Genomic DNA, 15,527 nt, shown 5'->3' on the forward strand with positions numbered 1-15,527 from the left:
CGCACTGCTTCCGCGATCGCCTCGCCCTGGGGCCGTGCCCGGCGTGGATCCAGTGTGTTAGTCGAGCGCTACCTCGCGCTCGCTGTCCAGGGTTGCCACGGGCGCCTCGACGATCCGCTTGGGTATCAGCGAGACCGCAATCGCCGCGATGACACCGACAATCGCGAAGAAGATGAAGTTGAACTCGAAGCTCAGCCCGGTCGAGGCGATCCATCCTCCGATGATCGGGCCTGAGATGGCGCCGATGCGGGCGAATGACAGCGCCCAGCCGGTGGCCGTGCCGCGCTGTGCAGCCGGGTAGTAATCGGCGATGTAGCCGGTGAGCACCAGTGAGGTGGAAATCGAGCCGATTCCGGCAAACGCCACGAAGCAGAGATTGATGAACATGGTGTTGGGGAACATCAATAGCAGGATGCCGCCGGCGCCGAGCAGGTAGAAGATCACAAGGATCGGCTTCTGACCGAATTTGTCGGCCAGGGAGCCCAGGATCAATCCGCCGATGGCCGAGGCCAGGGAGAACACCAGCAGAAATACGAGGGAAGACCCCAAGTCGTAGCCGGCCTTGCGCATGATCTGGGGCAACCAGGTGTTCAGCCCGTAGACCAGCACCATGCCGCAGAAGAGCGAGATCCAGAAGAAGATTGTCGAACGCAGGTACTTGCCTGAGAACATCGAGGCCATGACCTCGCGCCACGGGATGCGCCTTCCCGGATCTGCTGGTGCCACCGGGTTGTAGTTTCGCACGTTCAGCTTCGCCGCCTGGGCCTTGGCCTCGGCGATCCTGCCCTTGGAAACCAGGTACTCAAGGGACTCGGGCAGCATCCAGGCGACCACCGGAATGATCAGCACGGGCAACGTGCCAACCGCAATCACCCAGCGCCATCCAAGGGTCGGCAGCAGTGCCATGGCCACCAGAGCGGCCGCGACGATTCCCAGGGAATAGCCCGAGTACATGATGCCGTAGTTCATCGAGCGCTTCTTGGGCGCCGAGTATTCAATGGTCAATGCGGCGGCAACGGGAATGATGCCGCCCATGCCAAGGCCGCCCAGGAAGCGGAAGGTCCCGAACAGCTCCGGGGTCGGAGCTAGTGCGGCACCGGCCTGGGTGATAGTGAAGATCACCATCGAGAGAAGCAGCATCTTGCGTCGGCCGATGATGTCGCTGAGCGTGCCGATGAACAGCGCGCCGAAGAGCATTCCGACCAGCGCGTAGGCCCCGAGTCCACCCAGCTCCAACGGGGTCAGCGACCACTCCTTGTATTCGGCCAGGGCCGGCAGCACCGCCCCCAGCACGCCGACGTCGTAGCCTTCGGCCAGGATGGCCAGCCAACAGGCGAGGAGGACCACGGAGGTCGTGCGCTTGGGAATGTTCCACTCGGTGCTGGTTTGTGATGCCGCCATGCTTGGGCTCCTTATGAGAAAAGGTGTCGAATGGTGCTGGTGGTTTATCAACGCGTGCCTGTAGTATGTCGTTAAAGTGACGTGCGTAACAAGACCTAAATGGAAGAATTTTTACGGTGACAAAAAATCATTTTGAGATCGATGAGGGCCGTTTACCATCAGTTGCGAGCGAGTTGGAGGAGTTTCTTTCCTCAGGCACGGCCGGAACCAGCCTCGATCGCCACATTGAATGGGTCGACACCGATGCCGCCGGACACCAACACAACTCGGTCATCATGCGCCTTGTCGAGGCAACCGAGGCCAAGCTCTTTCGTGAACTGGGAGTCGACTCGTACTTCTCTATTGCGCCCCGGGTGCGTCAGGAGATCGATTACCGCGCAAAACTCTATTTCGGGCAACAAGTCAGTGCGGCGGTGGTCATTGAACGCATCGGTACCTCCTCGATGGCCTTTGTCTTCAAGGTCTGGGGGCACCGGCATGAAGGACGCGAATCCGTGCTCGCTGCGCAGGGGCGCTTCGTCACGGTCTGCGTGCCCGAGGGGGCCCAGGAATCCGCGCCGTGGCCAACAGCTGTCCTCGTCGCGCTGAAACAATAATCCAGTATCTGAGCAGGCCCTATTCAAAGGGTTGCCTCGCTGGTAGCCTGACCGCCATTCCCTGTCTTTCCACCAACGTCGATGGAGCCCACCCTTGAACCCCGTGCAGAATATCCTTTCCTCGCTTGCCTCCGGAACCGTGGAGATCGTCGACCTGACCGCGCCGTTGTCTGCAGAAACCCCCACCCTGGTGTTGCCCGACCCGTTCTCCAACCTCATCGACTTCAGCCTTGAGGAAGTCTCCGCCTATAACGAGCCCGGTCCGTTCTGGAAGCACCACAATATCCACACCGGTGAACACATCGGCACGCACATTGATGCCCCGGTCCACTGGATCAGCGGGCGCGAGGGCAAGGATGTTTCGCAGATCGAACCGGCCCGCCTGGTGGGTCCGGCAGTGGTCCTGGACTTCAGCACGGAAGCCGGGGCCGACCCCGACTTCCTCATCGATATCCCACACCTGGTTGCCTGGCAGGAAGAGCACGGTTCCTTCCCTGCGAACGCCTGGCTGCTCTTCCGTACCGGCTGGGACCAGTATGGACACAGCCAGGAAGCGTTCCTGAACCTTGACGGGAACGGCTCACACACCCCCGGATTCACCGCCGAATGCTCCAAATGGATCGCCGAGGAGCTGGAGATTTCCGGAATCGGCGTGGAAACCGTCGGTATCGATGCCGGCAACGCGGTGGCACTGGATCCACCGTTCCCGATGCACCACTTCCTGCTGGGCGCCGACAAATACGGGATCACCTCACTGAAGAACCTGGCCAAGCTGCCCACCCACGGGTCCATGGTCGTGGTGGCCCCGATGCCCATCGTCGGCGGCACGGGAGCCCCGACCCGTGTGCTGGCACTGGTGCAGAAGAACGACTCATGAACGTCGCACAGCTGGTTGGCAGGACCCTGGCGAAGCTAGGGGTCGGGCACTGCTTCGGGGTCGTGGGCTCCGGGAACTTCACCATCACCAATACGTTGATCGACTGCGGGGTGCCGTTCACCGCGGCCCGCCACGAAGGCGGGGCCGCGACCATGGCAGACGCCTTCGCCCGGACCAGCGGCAAGGTCGCCTTGCTCTCGGTGCACCAGGGCTGTGGCTTGACCAATGCCGCTACGGGAATCGGGGAGGCAGCAAAATCACGCACACCGATGATCGTGCTGGCCGCCGAGGCAGCACCCTCGGCGGTCTATTCGAACTTCGCCATGGACCAAGACGCTTTCGCCGCATCGGTGTATGCGGTTCCCGAGCGCGTGCATTCGGCCCAAACGGCTGTGGCGGACACCCTCAGGGCCTATCGCCGCGCGGTCAATGACCGGCGCACCGTGGTGCTGAACCTGCCCTTGGATGTCCAGGGGCAGAAGGTTCCCGACGAGCATGAAGGTACCCCGGCCCATGTTGCGGGGCTGGAACCGATCCGTCCCTCGCACGGTGCGGTGGCCGCGCTGGCCGACCTGTTGGAAAAGGCCCAGCGACCGGTGTTTCTTGCCGGCCGGGGCGGGCGGGCGGCGAAGGACGAGATCCTTGGGCTGGCACGGCACACCGGTGCCTTGGTGGCCACCTCTGCCGTGGCAAAGGGTCTGTTCAATCAGGATGACTTCAACCTGGGCATATCCGGCGGTTTTTCCTCACCGCTGGCCGCGGAACTGATCACCGATGCCGACCTTATTCTCTCTTTCGGCTGCGCACTGAACATGTGGACGATGCGCCACGGGCAGCTGGTGGGAGCCGGGACAGTGGTGGTCCAGGTCGATCTGGAGGAGCCTGCCCTGGGTGCGAACCGGCCCATTGACTTGGGGGTGGTGGGGGACAGCGCGCAATGCGCGAGGGACACCCTGGAAGAAATGCTGGCACGCGGCTCCGTGCCTCGAACCGGATACAGAAACGACGGTGTCGCCGAGCGCATCAACGACTCCATCCACTGGAACCAGGTCGAATTCGAGGACCTCTCCGACGGAAAATGCATCGATCCGCGCACCCTGACCAAGGCCCTGGACGAGCTGCTCCCGGACGAACGGATCGTGAGCGTGGACTCGGGCAACTTCATGGGCTACCCCAGCCAATACCTCTGGGTGCCCGACGAGTTCGGGTTCTGCTTCACCCAGGCCTTCCAGTCCATCGGGCTCGGATTGTCCACGGCAATCGGCGCGGGCCTCGCGCGGCCGGACCGACTGCCGGTCCTTGGCACCGGGGACGGCGGATTCCACATGGCCATTGCCGAGCTGGACACCGCGGTGCGGTTGAAGATGCCGCTGGTGTGCATTGTGTACAACGATGCGGCGTACTCGGCCGAGGTGCACCACTTCGGGATCGCGGACCCCGGGGCAGACATGAGCTCCGTGAGGTTTCCCGACACCGATTTCGCTGCGATCGGCCGCGGCTTCGGCGCCGAGGGAATCACCGTGCGCACGCTGGAGGACCTGGACGCCGTGCGGACTTGGTTGGAGTCAAAGCCGAGCGCGCCGTTGGTCATCGATGCGAAAATCGCCTCCGATTCCGGCTCCTGGTGGCTGGCCGAAGCCTTCAAGGGGCACTGAGGCAGCCGGCCGGCGAAATCCCCCACCGATATGGTGGGGATCGGTCACGACGAATCCGACGAAAGGGCAACCATGCCGCAAGCAGTCACTCTCATCGGGGCTGAGGCACTTTCCGATGTTGCGCAGTACGCCTACGCCGCAACCGCCCCGGCAAACGCACGACTGGTTTTCCTGGCCGGGTCCTGTCCGTTGGACCAAGACGGAACCATCGTCGGGATAGGGGACTACGCGGTGCAAGCGGGCCGGGCAACCGAGAACATGGTTCTGGCCCTGACGGCCGCAGGTGCCCGGATCCAGGACGTCATCAGTACGCGCGTACTCGTTGCGTCACCGGACCAAGCCGATTTGGTGAGGGCCTGGGAGGTTGTCCGCGATGCCCTCGCTGAACACAATGTTCCCAGCACGCTGTTGGGAGTCACCGTGCTGGGCTACACCGGACAGCTCGTGGAGATCGAAGCGGTTGCCGCGGTCATCGACTGAATCCGCAAGGGAAGCTGCCCTGCACGCCGGTGCACCGTTGGCGGTGATTAGCCGCCGGAGCCAGCCCCTGGCTGAGCGTCCAGTGCGCACGATGGCTCTGGGGCCATGTCGTCATCGTGCAGGATGAGCGCGCGAACGGAGCCCTCGACACACTGAGCCTCTTGGGCTGGGATGCCGATGCCGTTCGTTACTTCGTCCGTGACTACACTTTGGTTCCCGACGGCCGCGTCTGGTCGCCGAGCGGTAGCCACGGGCGAGCAACCATCGGATTCACTGGAGACGGACGACGCCAGGAAATTTCCTGGGCATGGAAGCCGGCAGGGATGTGGCTGCCGAGGTGTGGGCGCACGGCGCATCGCATCGACTCAACGTCGACAAACGACCGTGCACCCAGTCGAGTCCCTGCCGGCGGACCGCCGTCCCGAGTGGGGATCACACGCTGTACACCAACCCGTCAGCGGAATCCTGCGCCGTATTTTTGCCCGGGCTCCAGCGCAGGTGCACCGTGCCCTCGTCCTGTTCGTCCTCGCGCAGCAGTGACAGGCGGGGCCGCACCGCGTCGGTGCGGGCACTCGGCGGCTTGCGGCGACCGGCCTTGAACGGCATGGGCCAGGTGGCGCCGTCACCGACATAGTCCTGCTCGGCTGCTGCCTGCAACGTCCACTGCGGGTTGTACAGGTGGGTGCGCCCCAGTGCGACCAGGTCTGCTCGGCCGGCCAACAAGATCGAATTCACGTCGTCATAGGAGGAGATCGCACCCACGGCGATGACCGCGACGCCCGCGGCCGCCGCGACCTGGTTGCGGATTTTGTCCGCAAACGGTGTCTGGTAGCTGCGGCCAAAGGCGGGACGCTCGTTGCGCACGATCTGCCCGGAAGACACATCGATGGACTTGACCCCGTGGGCGATGAACGCCGAGGCGATTTCCAGTGCATCCTCTTCGGTGTTGCCGCCCTCGGTCCAATCGGTTGCGGAGATCCGCACGCCGATCGGCTTGTGGACCGGCCACACGGCGGACACGGCGTCGAGTACCTCCAGCGGGTAGCGCAACCTGTTTTCCAGCGACCCCCCGTACTCATCGGTGCGGGTGTTAGACAGCGGGGAAAGGAAGGAAGAGAGCAGGTAGCCGTGGGCCGCGTGCAGTTCCAGCAGGTCGAAGCCAGCGGCGTCGGCCCGGCGTGCGGCGGTGACGAACTGCTCGCGGACCATGTCCATGTGCTCGCGGGTCATTTCTACCGGGACGTGGCAGCCTTCTCCGTAGGGCAGGGCGCTGGGGGCCAATACCTTCCAGTTTCCCTGCTCCAGCGGTTCATCGATGCCTTCCCACATGAGCTTGGTCGAGCCCTTGCGGCCCGAATGCCCGATCTGCGCGCCGATCTTGGCACTCGAGTTCGCATGCACGTAGTCGGTGATGCGCTTCCATGCCGTACCTTGTTCCTCTGTGTACAGTCCGGTGCAGCCGGGGGTGATCCGGCCGATGTCCGAGACGCAGACCATTTCCGTCATGACCAGACCGGCCCCGCCCATGGCCTTGGACCCCAGGTGCACCAGGTGGAAATCGCCCGGTACCCCGTCTTTCGCCGAGTACATGTCCATCGGGGAGACCACGACGCGGTTGACCAGTTCCATTTCGCCGATCTTGAACGGCTGGAACATTGCCGGGGCAACCTCGTCGGTTCCGGAGAGCCGGGCGAAGTCCTCATCGACCGTGGCCGCGAAACCGGTGTCGCGCAGTTTCAGGTTGTCGTAGGTGATGCGGCGTGAGCGGGTGAGCAGGTTGAAGCAGAACTGTACCGGGTCCTGATCCTTGTACTGCCCGATGTTCTCGAACCACTCCATCGAGGCCTGGGCGGCACGCTGGGTGGATTCGACCACCGGGCGGCGCTCGGTCTCATAGGCGGCCAAGGCCTCTGCCACGCTGCCGTGCTCATGCAGGCAGGCGGCCAAGGCTAGGGAATCCTCCATGGCCAGCTTGGTGCCCGAGCCAATGGAGAAATGTGCGGTGTGTGCAGCGTCCCCGAGCAGCACGATGTTCTCATGGTGCCAGTTCTGGTTGCGCACCGTGGTGAAGTTGATCCACTTCGAGTTGTTTTTCAACACCTCGTAGCCGGCCAGTTCCTCGGCGAAGATCTCGCTGACCTTGGCGACCGCCTTCTCATCGCTCTGCCCGGGCGCGAAGACCTCGTTTTCGGTTTCGTCGAACCCGGCGGCGCGCCACACATCCTCGTGCATTTCCACGATGAAGGTCGAGCCTTCCTCGGAGTACGGGTATCCGTGGATCTGCATGGTGCCTGCCTCGGTCTCCTTGACGAAGAACTTGAAGGCCTCGAAGACTTGGTCGGTGCCCAGCCACATGAACTTGGAGGTGCGCGGATCCAGAGACGGCTTGAAAGAATCGGCGAAGCGGGTACGGATCGAGGAGTTCAGCCCGTCGGCGGCCAGCACCAGGTCGTAGTTCGCCGAAAGCTCGTCGACATCCGGGGCGAGGGTGGAAAAGCGCACGTCCACCCCGAGCTCGATGCAACGGCGCTGGAGCAGCTCGAGCAGCTCCTTGCGGCTCATGGCGGCAAAGCCCTGGCCGCCGACGGTGTGCATCTCTCCGCGGAAGTGGATGTCGATGTCGCTCCAACGGGCGAAACGGCGGGACATGTAATCGGCGATCACGGTATCAGCATTGCCGATGCCGCCGAGGGTCTCATCGGAGAAGACAACGCCGAAGCCGAAGGTGTCCGAGGCTGCATTGCGTTCCCAGACGGTCACATCGTGCGCCGGGTCAAGCTGCTTCATGAGGGCTGCGAAGTACAGGCCGCCGGGGCCGCCGCCAACAATTGCGATTTTCATTTTGGGGTCCTTTCGGAGGGCAGTGAACACGGCCGGTTGTTGCGGCTGGGCATGCTGCTCGGAAGTACGGGCTATTGAACGGGTGATTCGGACAGAGCTTCGCGCAGCTTGAAATGCTGGAGCTTGCCGCTGGGGTTTCGCGGAAGTTCATCGACAAAGCGGATGTCGCGCGGGTACTTATAGGGTGCAATGACGGACTTGACGAAGTCCTGGAGTTCGACGGCCTTGGCTTCGGTCCCCTCGATTCCCTCGATCAGGACCACGAAGGCGCAGACCACCGAACCGCGGTGGTTGTCGGGCCGTGCCACCACGGCGGTTTCCAGCACGTCGGGGTGCTGAATGAGGGCTTCCTCGACTTCCGGCCCACCGATGTTGTAGCCCGAGGAAACGATCATGTTGTCGCTGCGTGCCTGGTAAGTGAAATAGCCGTCGGCATCGCGCACAAAGGTGTCCCCGGTGACATTCCAGCCGTTGGACACATAGGCGTGCTGGCGCTCGTCGTCGAGATACCGGCAGCCCGTGGGACCAATGATGGCCAGGCGGCCGACCTCGTCGGGACCCAGCTCGGCACCCTCGCCATCAAGGATGGTAGCGCGGTAGCCGGGTACGGCCAGCCCGGTGGCACCGGGGCGGATGTCTGCACCGGCGGCGGAGATGAATACATGCAGAAGCTCGGTGGACCCGATCCCGTCGATCAGCTCAAGCCCGGTGGCTTCCTTCACTGCCTGCCAGGTGGCCGCCGGAAGATGCTCTCCGGCGGAGACGGCAAGGCGCAGCGTGCGCAGCAAGTCGCCCCGGTTCTCCTTGAGGATCGCGCGATAGGCCGTGGGCGCGGTGAAAAGGATGGTGGCCCCGGCATCGTGGGAAAGCTGGGCAAGCTCGAGCGGGGTGGTGCGTTCGGTGAGCAGGGTGCTGGCTCCGAACCGCAGCGGGAAGACCACCAGTCCGCCCAGTCCGAAGGTGAAGGCCAGTGGAGGGGAGCCGGCAAAGACATCCCGGGGGGTCGGTGCCAGGATATGCCGGGCGAAGGTGTCGGCGTTGGCCAGAATGTCGCGGTGGAAGTGCATGGTGATCTTCGGGGTGCCGGTGGTGCCCGAGGTCGGACCCAGCAACGCGACATCGTCGGCAGCCGTGGTGATGTTGGTGAATTCCGTGGACTTGGTTGCCGCCAGCGCTACCAGGTCCTTGTCCTCGCCTGACCCGACGGGAACGACGGGGTAGGCCGAGCCCGCGGCGAGCTGGGCATCATCAATGAACCGGTGGTCGCACAGCATCAGTGCCGGCCTGGTCAGGCTGGCTAGCTTGCCTATTTCGGTGACGCGTAGCGCTGGCATGGTGGTGACCACCACGGCACCGGCCTTCAGCACGCCCAACCAGCAGGCCACGAGCCAGGCATTGTTGGGTGCCCTGAGCATGACCCGGTTCCCCGGCACGATCCCGAAGTCCTCGGTGAGCACCTGGGCGACCTGGTTGGACCGGGCGAGCAGCTCGCCGTAGCTTTGCCTCGATCCATCCGGTGCCAGCAGCGCCGGGGAATCGGCCCCGAACCGTTCGACGGCGTCGTCGATCAGCACCGTGGCGGCGTTGAGTCGGTCGGGGTATTGCAGCTCGGGGAGCGTGAATTCGAGGGTGGGCCACAAATCCTGCGGCGGAAGGTGGTCACGGGTAAAGGTGTCTTGGTGGGCCGTGGGCGATAATTCCATGAACTTGCCGTCTCTTTCCAGGAGTCGATTTTCAAGGTGCAGCGTTGCGGGTGGGCCTTAGCCGCGTGGAGGGCGGATCATGCCTTCCTGGGCGACGGTGGCCAGCAGCTGGCCCCCACGGGTGTAGAAACGGCCCAACGCCAGGCCCCGGTTGTTTTGGCTGGAAATGGCTTCCTGGACGTAGAGGACCCAGTCGTCCACCCGTCCGCTGCGATGGAACCACATGGAATGGTCCAGGCTGGCGGTGATAAGCCCCTCGGTGCTCCACGACAGGTTTTGGGTCCGCAGCAGCGGTTCGAGGATGGTGTAGTCACAGACGTAGGCCAGGGCCGCGCGCTGGGTGATCGCATCATCGGGAAGCTGGGTGAAGGCCTTGACCCAGACCGCCTGGTGGGCGGTGGGTGCGCCATCGACGTCGAGGTAGAGTGCCCCGGGAACGTGACGCATGTCGAAGGACCTGCCGGTGGACCAGTAGTCCGCGGCCGGGCCCTCGGCCGAGGCAAGCACAGTGGCAGCACTGGCCAGGGTTTCGGGATCGATATCAAGGTACTCCGACGGCGCAGTGGAGGCTTGTTCCGGGCCGTTCTCCGGGACGTGGAAGGAGCCCAATCCGGTGTAGACGGCCTTGCCGTTCTGGAAGCCGCGGACCTGGCGGGTCGAATAACCGCGTCCGTCGCGCATCAACTCGACCTCGTAGCGAACGGCGATGTTCATGTCTACGGGACGAAGGAAGTAGGAGTGCATCGAATGCAGCTCGCGGTCCCCGGTCACCGAACGCATCATGGCTGAGGCACCCTGGGCCACCATGTCCCCGCCGTAGGCCTTGGGCCACGGAACGTATTGGGGGATGGCGGTGTAGGCCGTGTCGAAGACCTCGGCGTCGCAAGGGGTCAGTTTGATGGCGTCAAGGAAGATCTGTGAGCTCATGCCCGGCGGTATCCTTCCAGGGTTTCGTCGGGGACTTCCTCGAGGTTCACCACGATGTTCTCCGGGGTGCGTGCGGTCAGCCAGACCAGCTCCTCGGTGATTGACATGTTGGCCTCGACGTGTGGCATGAAGGGCGGGACAAAGACCCAGTCCCCGGCCGCCATGTCGAGGTGGTGTGCGTAGTTTTCGCCGAAGTAGATCCGTCCGTGGCCGCGCAGGACATAGCCGCCGGTCTCGGCCTCGCCGTGGTGGTGGGGGAGGGAGCGGTAGCCCGGGGTGTTGGATACCTGGCCGAACCAGATCTTGGTGGCCGGGGTGTGCTGGATGCTGACCCCGGAAACACGGACGCAGTCACCGGACTGTGCGGTGTTGGTATCTTCCTCGCCCTTGCGCGTGACCACCGGAACAACAACTCCGTCGCTGCCCGCGTAAATCGAATTGTCCCCATCGGCGTGGTGCACGGTGGGTGTGGTGTTCTTCATGGTCTTTCTTCCTTTGCTGGGTTGTTGGTTGAAGAAGAGCGGTTAGAGGTTGGCGTCGGCGCGGAGGCTGATGCGGTTGCGCAATGTTCCGATTCCTGGGATCTCGGTGACCAGTTCGTCCCCGTCCTTGAGGAAACGCGGCGGAACCATACCCATGCCGACCCCTCCGGGGGTCCCGGTGAGTACGACGTCGCCGGGGCGCAGCACGGTGAAGGTGGAGATGTAGGCCAGGAGCTTGGCGGCGGAAAAGACCAGGGTGCTGGTGTTGCCGCGCTGGAGGACTTCGCCGTTAACGCTGCACAGGACCTCGAGGCCCTTCTCGGGGTCGATCTCATCGGTGGTGACCAACACCGGCCCCAGCGGGGTCGTCGCGTCAAACGCCTTGCCCTGGAACCATTGCAGTGTCCTGCGCTGCCAGTCGCGCATGGAGATGTCGTTGGCCACGGTGTAGCCGGCGATCGCCGCCGCAGCCTCGTCCTCGTTGGCATCCTTCAGCCTCGAGCCTACGACCACGGCCAGCTCGGCTTCCCAATCGATGCTCAGGGATTCATCGGCAACGATCGGGGCCTCGGGATCGGTGAGGGTGTCGGCGAACTTTGCGAAGAGCGTGGGGTAATCGGGAAGATCGCGGCCCATTTCGAGGATGTGCTCCGTGTAGTTCAATCCGCAGCAAATGACCTTTCCCGGGGTGGGCATCGGATTCAGCACCTCGACCTCGGAGGCCGGAACGACCGTGGGCCCGCAATGCCCCGTGGCGGCCTCGTGGATGATCGACTTCCAGCCGGGCTGGGCCAGCAGTTCGCTGAGGTTGCGTGCGGGCAGCGGCTGGTAGCCTCCGGCCACCACCAAGGCGGCGGTCGTGCGGCCACCTAGCCGAACCGTTGCGAGTTTCATGTCGTTGGCCCCTTTGCCTGCCGTGAAATATGTTGTGTCGACTTTTTGACCGCCGTCACGTATCCTCAATGTAACACGCATCACTAGTCCGGCGCTAGAGCGGATGTCCGCAATCGCCACGTGGAACCCATAGGAGATCAAGATGACCGAAACGACCCTCATCCAGAACCTCGTGATCAATCCCGATTCGCTGGGAAAGCCCTCCGGGTTCGCACATGGTGTCCTGGCCGGAAAGACCGTGTACCTGGGCGGGCAAACGGCCCTTGACAAGGACATGAAGATCGTTCCGGGCAACATCGTGGACCAGTTCAAGCAGGCGTTCTCCAACGTGCTCGCCACCCTTGTCGAGGCCGGCGGACACCCCGAGGACCTGGTATCGGTGACCATCTACCTCACCGATGTCGATGACTACCTGGCCAACGGCCGTGAGATCGGCAAGCTGTGGCGCGAAATGGCCGGCAGCAAGTACCCTGCACTGGCGGGCCTGGGCGTGAGCCGACTCTGGCAGAAAGAAGCCGTTATCGAGATCCAGGGCGTAGCGGTGATCCAGGACCGCGCTTAGGCCTCCCGGAAACCAGTCCGGCCCAGATACCAAAAACCGTGCCGTGCAGTCGGATCCCCTTCGGGACCCGACTGCACGGCACGGTTTTTTACGTGGACGGGGCTCAGTCAGCCAGCGACTACTTGGTTCTCGATGGCGCGGTCGGCATGGCGTTCGGCGCGGGGTGCCAACAGGGCGTGAAGCTTCTGGAACAGACGCTCCGCTTCCAGCGCGTTCCAGTTCTCTGGCAGGAATTCGATGGGCAACCCGGGGTCTAGGTAGGGCAGACGCCTCCATTGGGTGATCAGCACCAGGTAATCGGCAAAGGCGCGGGCGTCGGAGCCGTGGTCGCCGGGCAGCTGCTCCCGCTGGAGCCACGCTTCGAGGATGCCACGGTTGTGCTCCAGGAAATCCGAGTACAAGGCATCCAGTGCAGGCAGGTCCCACCACGACCCGATGTTCTTGTGCAGGTCGGCGCCGCCGACATGGTCTGCCATGAAGAACTCGAGGTACTCGTCCAGTCCGCGGGTATCGAAGTAGGCCAGCACCGAATCGCGCAGGTATCCCGGTGCGATCCAAAGCCCCGGGGTGACGGAACCAAATCCCATGCGAACCAGCGATGAACGGATCTTGTGCCGTATATGGCGTTGGGATTCCGGGACGGTGAAGGTCGCCAGCAGCCACTGGTCACCCTTTTTTGCGCGACGCGGATGAAAAATTCGATCATCGCCCTCATTGAAGGTTTCGATGACCGACGGTGCCAACGCATACCCGTTGCGGCCACCCACCTGGACACTGTCGATGACCCCGCGTTTCTTCAGGCGCGAGATCGAGGAGCGGGTTCCCGTGGACTCGACTCCGATGTCCTGCATCAACGCAATAATCGTTGCAACAGCCAACCCGCCGCCGTGCTGGCGTGCGTAAAGACCGAACAGCGAGACGATGAGCTGATGGTGCCGCGGAACCTGAGGCTCCCGGGGACCCTTGCGGTCGCCTACATGTGTGGTCATGCGCTCACCTTATCGAATCGCGCACGGTAGCCTGTCCGAGGGTCAGGTTTTCAGGCGTGTCGCTCTTATGACGACGAACGAACTTGCTGCCGACCGGATCCCGTCCGTCCCCGCCCGCTGAAAGAGGTCCAAGGTTCCATGCGCCCACAGGTATTGATTGGCTCGTATTTCCAGGAAGAACTGGTTGAGAAACTGATCGCCAACACACCGGAAGTCGATGTCATCTACCGGCCCGAGCTATTGCCGGTCCCGCGGTTCGGTGCCGACCATCGCGGCAACGTCCGCGAGCTCACCACCGAGCAGATGGCCGAATGGCGCGAACTCCTGGCAAAGGCCACGATCATGCTTGATTTCGACTGGTGGGAACCGCAATCATGGCAAGAGCACTGCCCCTGCCTCGAATGGATCCAGGCGGCGCAGGCAGGGGTCGGCACACGGGCAAAGGCCTTGGGACACACTAAAGGGAAGGTCCGGATCACCACTGCCGCAGGCGTCCACGCCAAGCCGTTGGCGGAATTCGCACTCGCGGGATTGCTGTACTTCGTTCGCGGACTGCCGCGTCTTGAGGCCCAGCGGCGCGAACAGCGCTGGCCGATTGGTGGATCGAGCACCCTGCACGGCATGAAAGCCTTGATCGTTGGAGCCGGCGGCATGGGCAGCGAAGTGGCCAGGACCCTGGACTTCATGGGTGTGCGCTGCGACGGAGCAGTCAGGGGATTGCGCGCACTCGGTGATCCCTTCGAACGTTCCATCGCCTTGGATGATTGCAACTTCGGCGAGTACGACATCGTGGTCCTCGCTTGCCCGTTGACCGAGGAAACCACGGGACTGATCAACAGGGGTAAGCTCGCCAAGATGAAGCAAGGTGCGTTCCTGGTGAACCTGGCCCGCGGACCGGTGATCGACCAGGGCGCCTTGATCGATGCGCTTTCCAGCGGCCATCTTGGCGGCGCGGTCCTGGACGTGGCGGACCCAGAGCCGTTGCCGGCCGGCCACCCGTTGTGGGATGCCCCGAACCTGCTCCTCTCGCCGCACAATGCGGCCAACGTAGATGCCGAGAACGAGCGGATCATGGAGCTCTTCATCAAGAACCTGCGCAAACACCTGGAAGGGGAGGAACTCATAAATTCCTACGACCCGGCACTTGGGTACTAGTGATGGCCGATAAGCCAGGCCGTGCTGCAATCTAGAGGCGCAGCAGTGCCAATCGGTCCGGGGAAGCAGACACGGTTTCGTTCTGCGGAGGCATCCGTTGCCCAGTGATGGTGAGACCGCATCGAAGCAGCACCCGTTGAAGGCGTCCGTCCAAGCGAGCCAGGAAGCAATGCCGAGCGTGGTCGCCAGGCCAACGCCTCACTGCTTGAGCCCCCTCACTCCATGAATAATGGGGCTCAAGACAGCGAAATGCTACTTCGTGCTTCGGGCCCGCCCGAGGGCAAGGTATGCGAGGGGCCCGACAAAGTTGATGAACGACGCTGCGGCCCAGGCACTCTTCGAGCCGCGTACGTCGGCCGCGGGCCGTTTGGCCAAATCGCGCAACGCGACAAACTGAAGGCCCAGCTGGATGATTCCCAAGATCACGATGCGCCAGCGTGAAACAAGTGAAAATTCGTTCCAGCGTTTCTTCTGAGCCATGTTTCTCCTCAATCGGGGGTGTTGCGGGTACAACGTATTCGAACCGTGCATCCAGCAGGTACTTCTCATCGTAGTCGCCGGTCTACCGGAACTGGTCCCGCAGCCGTTCCATCTCGCGCCGGTCCTTCTTGGTGGGACGCCCGGTGCCCCGGTCCCTAACGGGGACCTGGGGGATGACTTCCTTGGGACGGACCGGAGTGTGGTCAAGGTAGCAGCGCGCTGCGACATCGGCACCGACCCGCTTGGAAATCACTGCGGTAACTTCCAGGATCCGGTCGAACCCGGACTGCCTGACGCGGATGGTATCTCCGGGAACAACGATCTGGGCTGCTTTTGCGGGCTTGTCGTTGAGGCGAACGTGCCCGGCTCGGCACGCGGTGGTCGCCGCCGAGCGGGTCTTGTAGACGCGGATCGACCACAACCAGGCATCGATTCTGACGGCTTTGGATTGCTGCTTCACTCCGCCAGTCTAACCATCGCCGCTG

General features: G+C 63.2%; 15 protein-coding genes. 6 read left to right on the top strand and 9 right to left on the bottom strand.

Annotated elements, in window-relative coordinates; all coding sequences use genetic code 11:
- Positions 1–57: 57 nt before the first annotated feature.
- Positions 58–1,401, bottom strand: coding sequence for an MFS transporter (locus ABEA12_RS06160; RefSeq protein WP_210099728.1), 1,344 nt, complete (start codon positions 1,399–1,401; stop codon positions 58–60).
- Positions 1,402–1,517: 116 nt separating this feature from the next.
- Between ABEA12_RS06160 and ABEA12_RS06165 the strand changes: the two genes are divergently transcribed.
- The 4 genes from ABEA12_RS06165 to ABEA12_RS06180 all read left to right on the top strand — a co-directional run bounded on the left by ABEA12_RS06165 (position 1,518) and on the right by ABEA12_RS06180 (position 5,009).
- The gene (locus ABEA12_RS06165; protein WP_210099729.1) at positions 1,518–1,997 is read left to right on the top strand and encodes an acyl-CoA thioesterase; all 480 of its coding nucleotides are present in this window, start codon (positions 1,518–1,520) and stop codon (positions 1,995–1,997) included.
- Between the two features lie 94 nt (positions 1,998–2,091).
- Entirely contained in the window at positions 2,092–2,874 is a 783-nt protein-coding gene (locus ABEA12_RS06170) for a cyclase family protein (RefSeq protein ID WP_210099730.1), read from the top strand.
- Positions 2,871–4,529 carry a thiamine pyrophosphate-binding protein gene (locus ABEA12_RS06175; protein ID WP_210099731.1) on the top strand — a complete coding sequence of 553 codons (1,659 nt, stop codon included), beginning with the start codon at positions 2,871–2,873 and terminating at the stop codon, positions 4,527–4,529. Before ABEA12_RS06170 ends, ABEA12_RS06175 begins: the two co-directional genes overlap by 4 nt.
- A gap of 72 nt (positions 4,530–4,601) precedes the next feature.
- Entirely contained in the window at positions 4,602–5,009 is a 408-nt protein-coding gene (locus ABEA12_RS06180) for a RidA family protein (RefSeq protein ID WP_210099732.1), read from the top strand.
- A gap of 432 nt (positions 5,010–5,441) precedes the next feature.
- Here the strand turns inward: ABEA12_RS06180 and ABEA12_RS06185 are convergent, their stop codons facing one another.
- The 5 genes from ABEA12_RS06185 to ABEA12_RS06205 form a co-directional block, all read right to left on the bottom strand.
- Positions 5,442–7,850: a bifunctional salicylyl-CoA 5-hydroxylase/oxidoreductase gene (locus ABEA12_RS06185; protein WP_210099733.1), complete on the bottom strand. Its 2,409-nt coding sequence runs from the start codon at positions 7,848–7,850 to the stop codon at positions 5,442–5,444.
- Between the two features lie 71 nt (positions 7,851–7,921).
- On the bottom strand, positions 7,922–9,553 hold the full coding sequence (locus ABEA12_RS06190) for an AMP-binding protein (RefSeq protein WP_210099734.1): 1,632 nt from the start codon (positions 9,551–9,553) through the stop codon (positions 7,922–7,924).
- Between the two features lie 57 nt (positions 9,554–9,610).
- Positions 9,611–10,480 carry an acyl-CoA thioesterase gene (locus ABEA12_RS06195; protein WP_210099735.1) on the bottom strand — a complete coding sequence of 290 codons (870 nt, stop codon included), beginning with the start codon at positions 10,478–10,480 and terminating at the stop codon, positions 9,611–9,613.
- A complete protein-coding gene (locus ABEA12_RS06200; protein ID WP_210099736.1) occupies positions 10,477–10,962 on the bottom strand; it encodes a cupin domain-containing protein in 486 nt (161 codons plus the stop codon). Before ABEA12_RS06200 ends, ABEA12_RS06195 begins: the two co-directional genes overlap by 4 nt.
- A 42-nt stretch (positions 10,963–11,004) precedes the next feature.
- A complete protein-coding gene (locus tag ABEA12_RS06205; RefSeq protein WP_210099737.1) occupies positions 11,005–11,856 on the bottom strand; it encodes a fumarylacetoacetate hydrolase family protein in 852 nt (283 codons plus the stop codon).
- Positions 11,857–11,998: 142 nt separating this feature from the next.
- Here ABEA12_RS06205 and ABEA12_RS06210 point away from each other — a divergent pair, with 142 nt between their 5' ends.
- A complete protein-coding gene (locus ABEA12_RS06210) occupies positions 11,999–12,418 on the top strand; it encodes a RidA family protein (protein ID WP_345467001.1) in 420 nt (139 codons plus the stop codon).
- Positions 12,419–12,525: 107 nt separating this feature from the next.
- Here ABEA12_RS06210 and ABEA12_RS06215 read toward each other — a convergent pair whose 3' ends face one another.
- Positions 12,526–13,407, bottom strand: a complete 882-nt coding sequence (locus ABEA12_RS06215; RefSeq protein WP_210099738.1) for a PaaX family transcriptional regulator — start codon at positions 13,405–13,407, stop codon at positions 12,526–12,528.
- A 138-nt stretch (positions 13,408–13,545) separates the two neighbouring features.
- Here ABEA12_RS06215 and ABEA12_RS06220 point away from each other — a divergent pair, with 138 nt between their 5' ends.
- Positions 13,546–14,562, top strand: coding sequence for a D-2-hydroxyacid dehydrogenase (locus ABEA12_RS06220; protein WP_210099739.1), 1,017 nt, complete (start codon positions 13,546–13,548; stop codon positions 14,560–14,562).
- 252 nt (positions 14,563–14,814) lie between these two features.
- Here ABEA12_RS06220 and ABEA12_RS06225 read toward each other — a convergent pair whose 3' ends face one another.
- Positions 14,815–15,042 (bottom strand): PLDc N-terminal domain-containing protein, encoded by a 228-nt coding sequence (locus ABEA12_RS06225; protein WP_210099740.1) that lies wholly within the window; start codon positions 15,040–15,042, stop codon positions 14,815–14,817.
- Between the two features lie 82 nt (positions 15,043–15,124).
- The gene (locus tag ABEA12_RS06230) at positions 15,125–15,502 is read right to left on the bottom strand and encodes an RNA-binding S4 domain-containing protein (protein WP_210099741.1); all 378 of its coding nucleotides are present in this window, start codon (positions 15,500–15,502) and stop codon (positions 15,125–15,127) included.
- Positions 15,503–15,527: the final 25 nt, after the last annotated feature.

Origin of the sequence: Paeniglutamicibacter antarcticus (assembly GCF_039544305.1) — a bacterium.
Classification (GTDB): Bacteria; Actinomycetota; Actinomycetes; order Actinomycetales; family Micrococcaceae; genus Paeniglutamicibacter; species Paeniglutamicibacter antarcticus_C.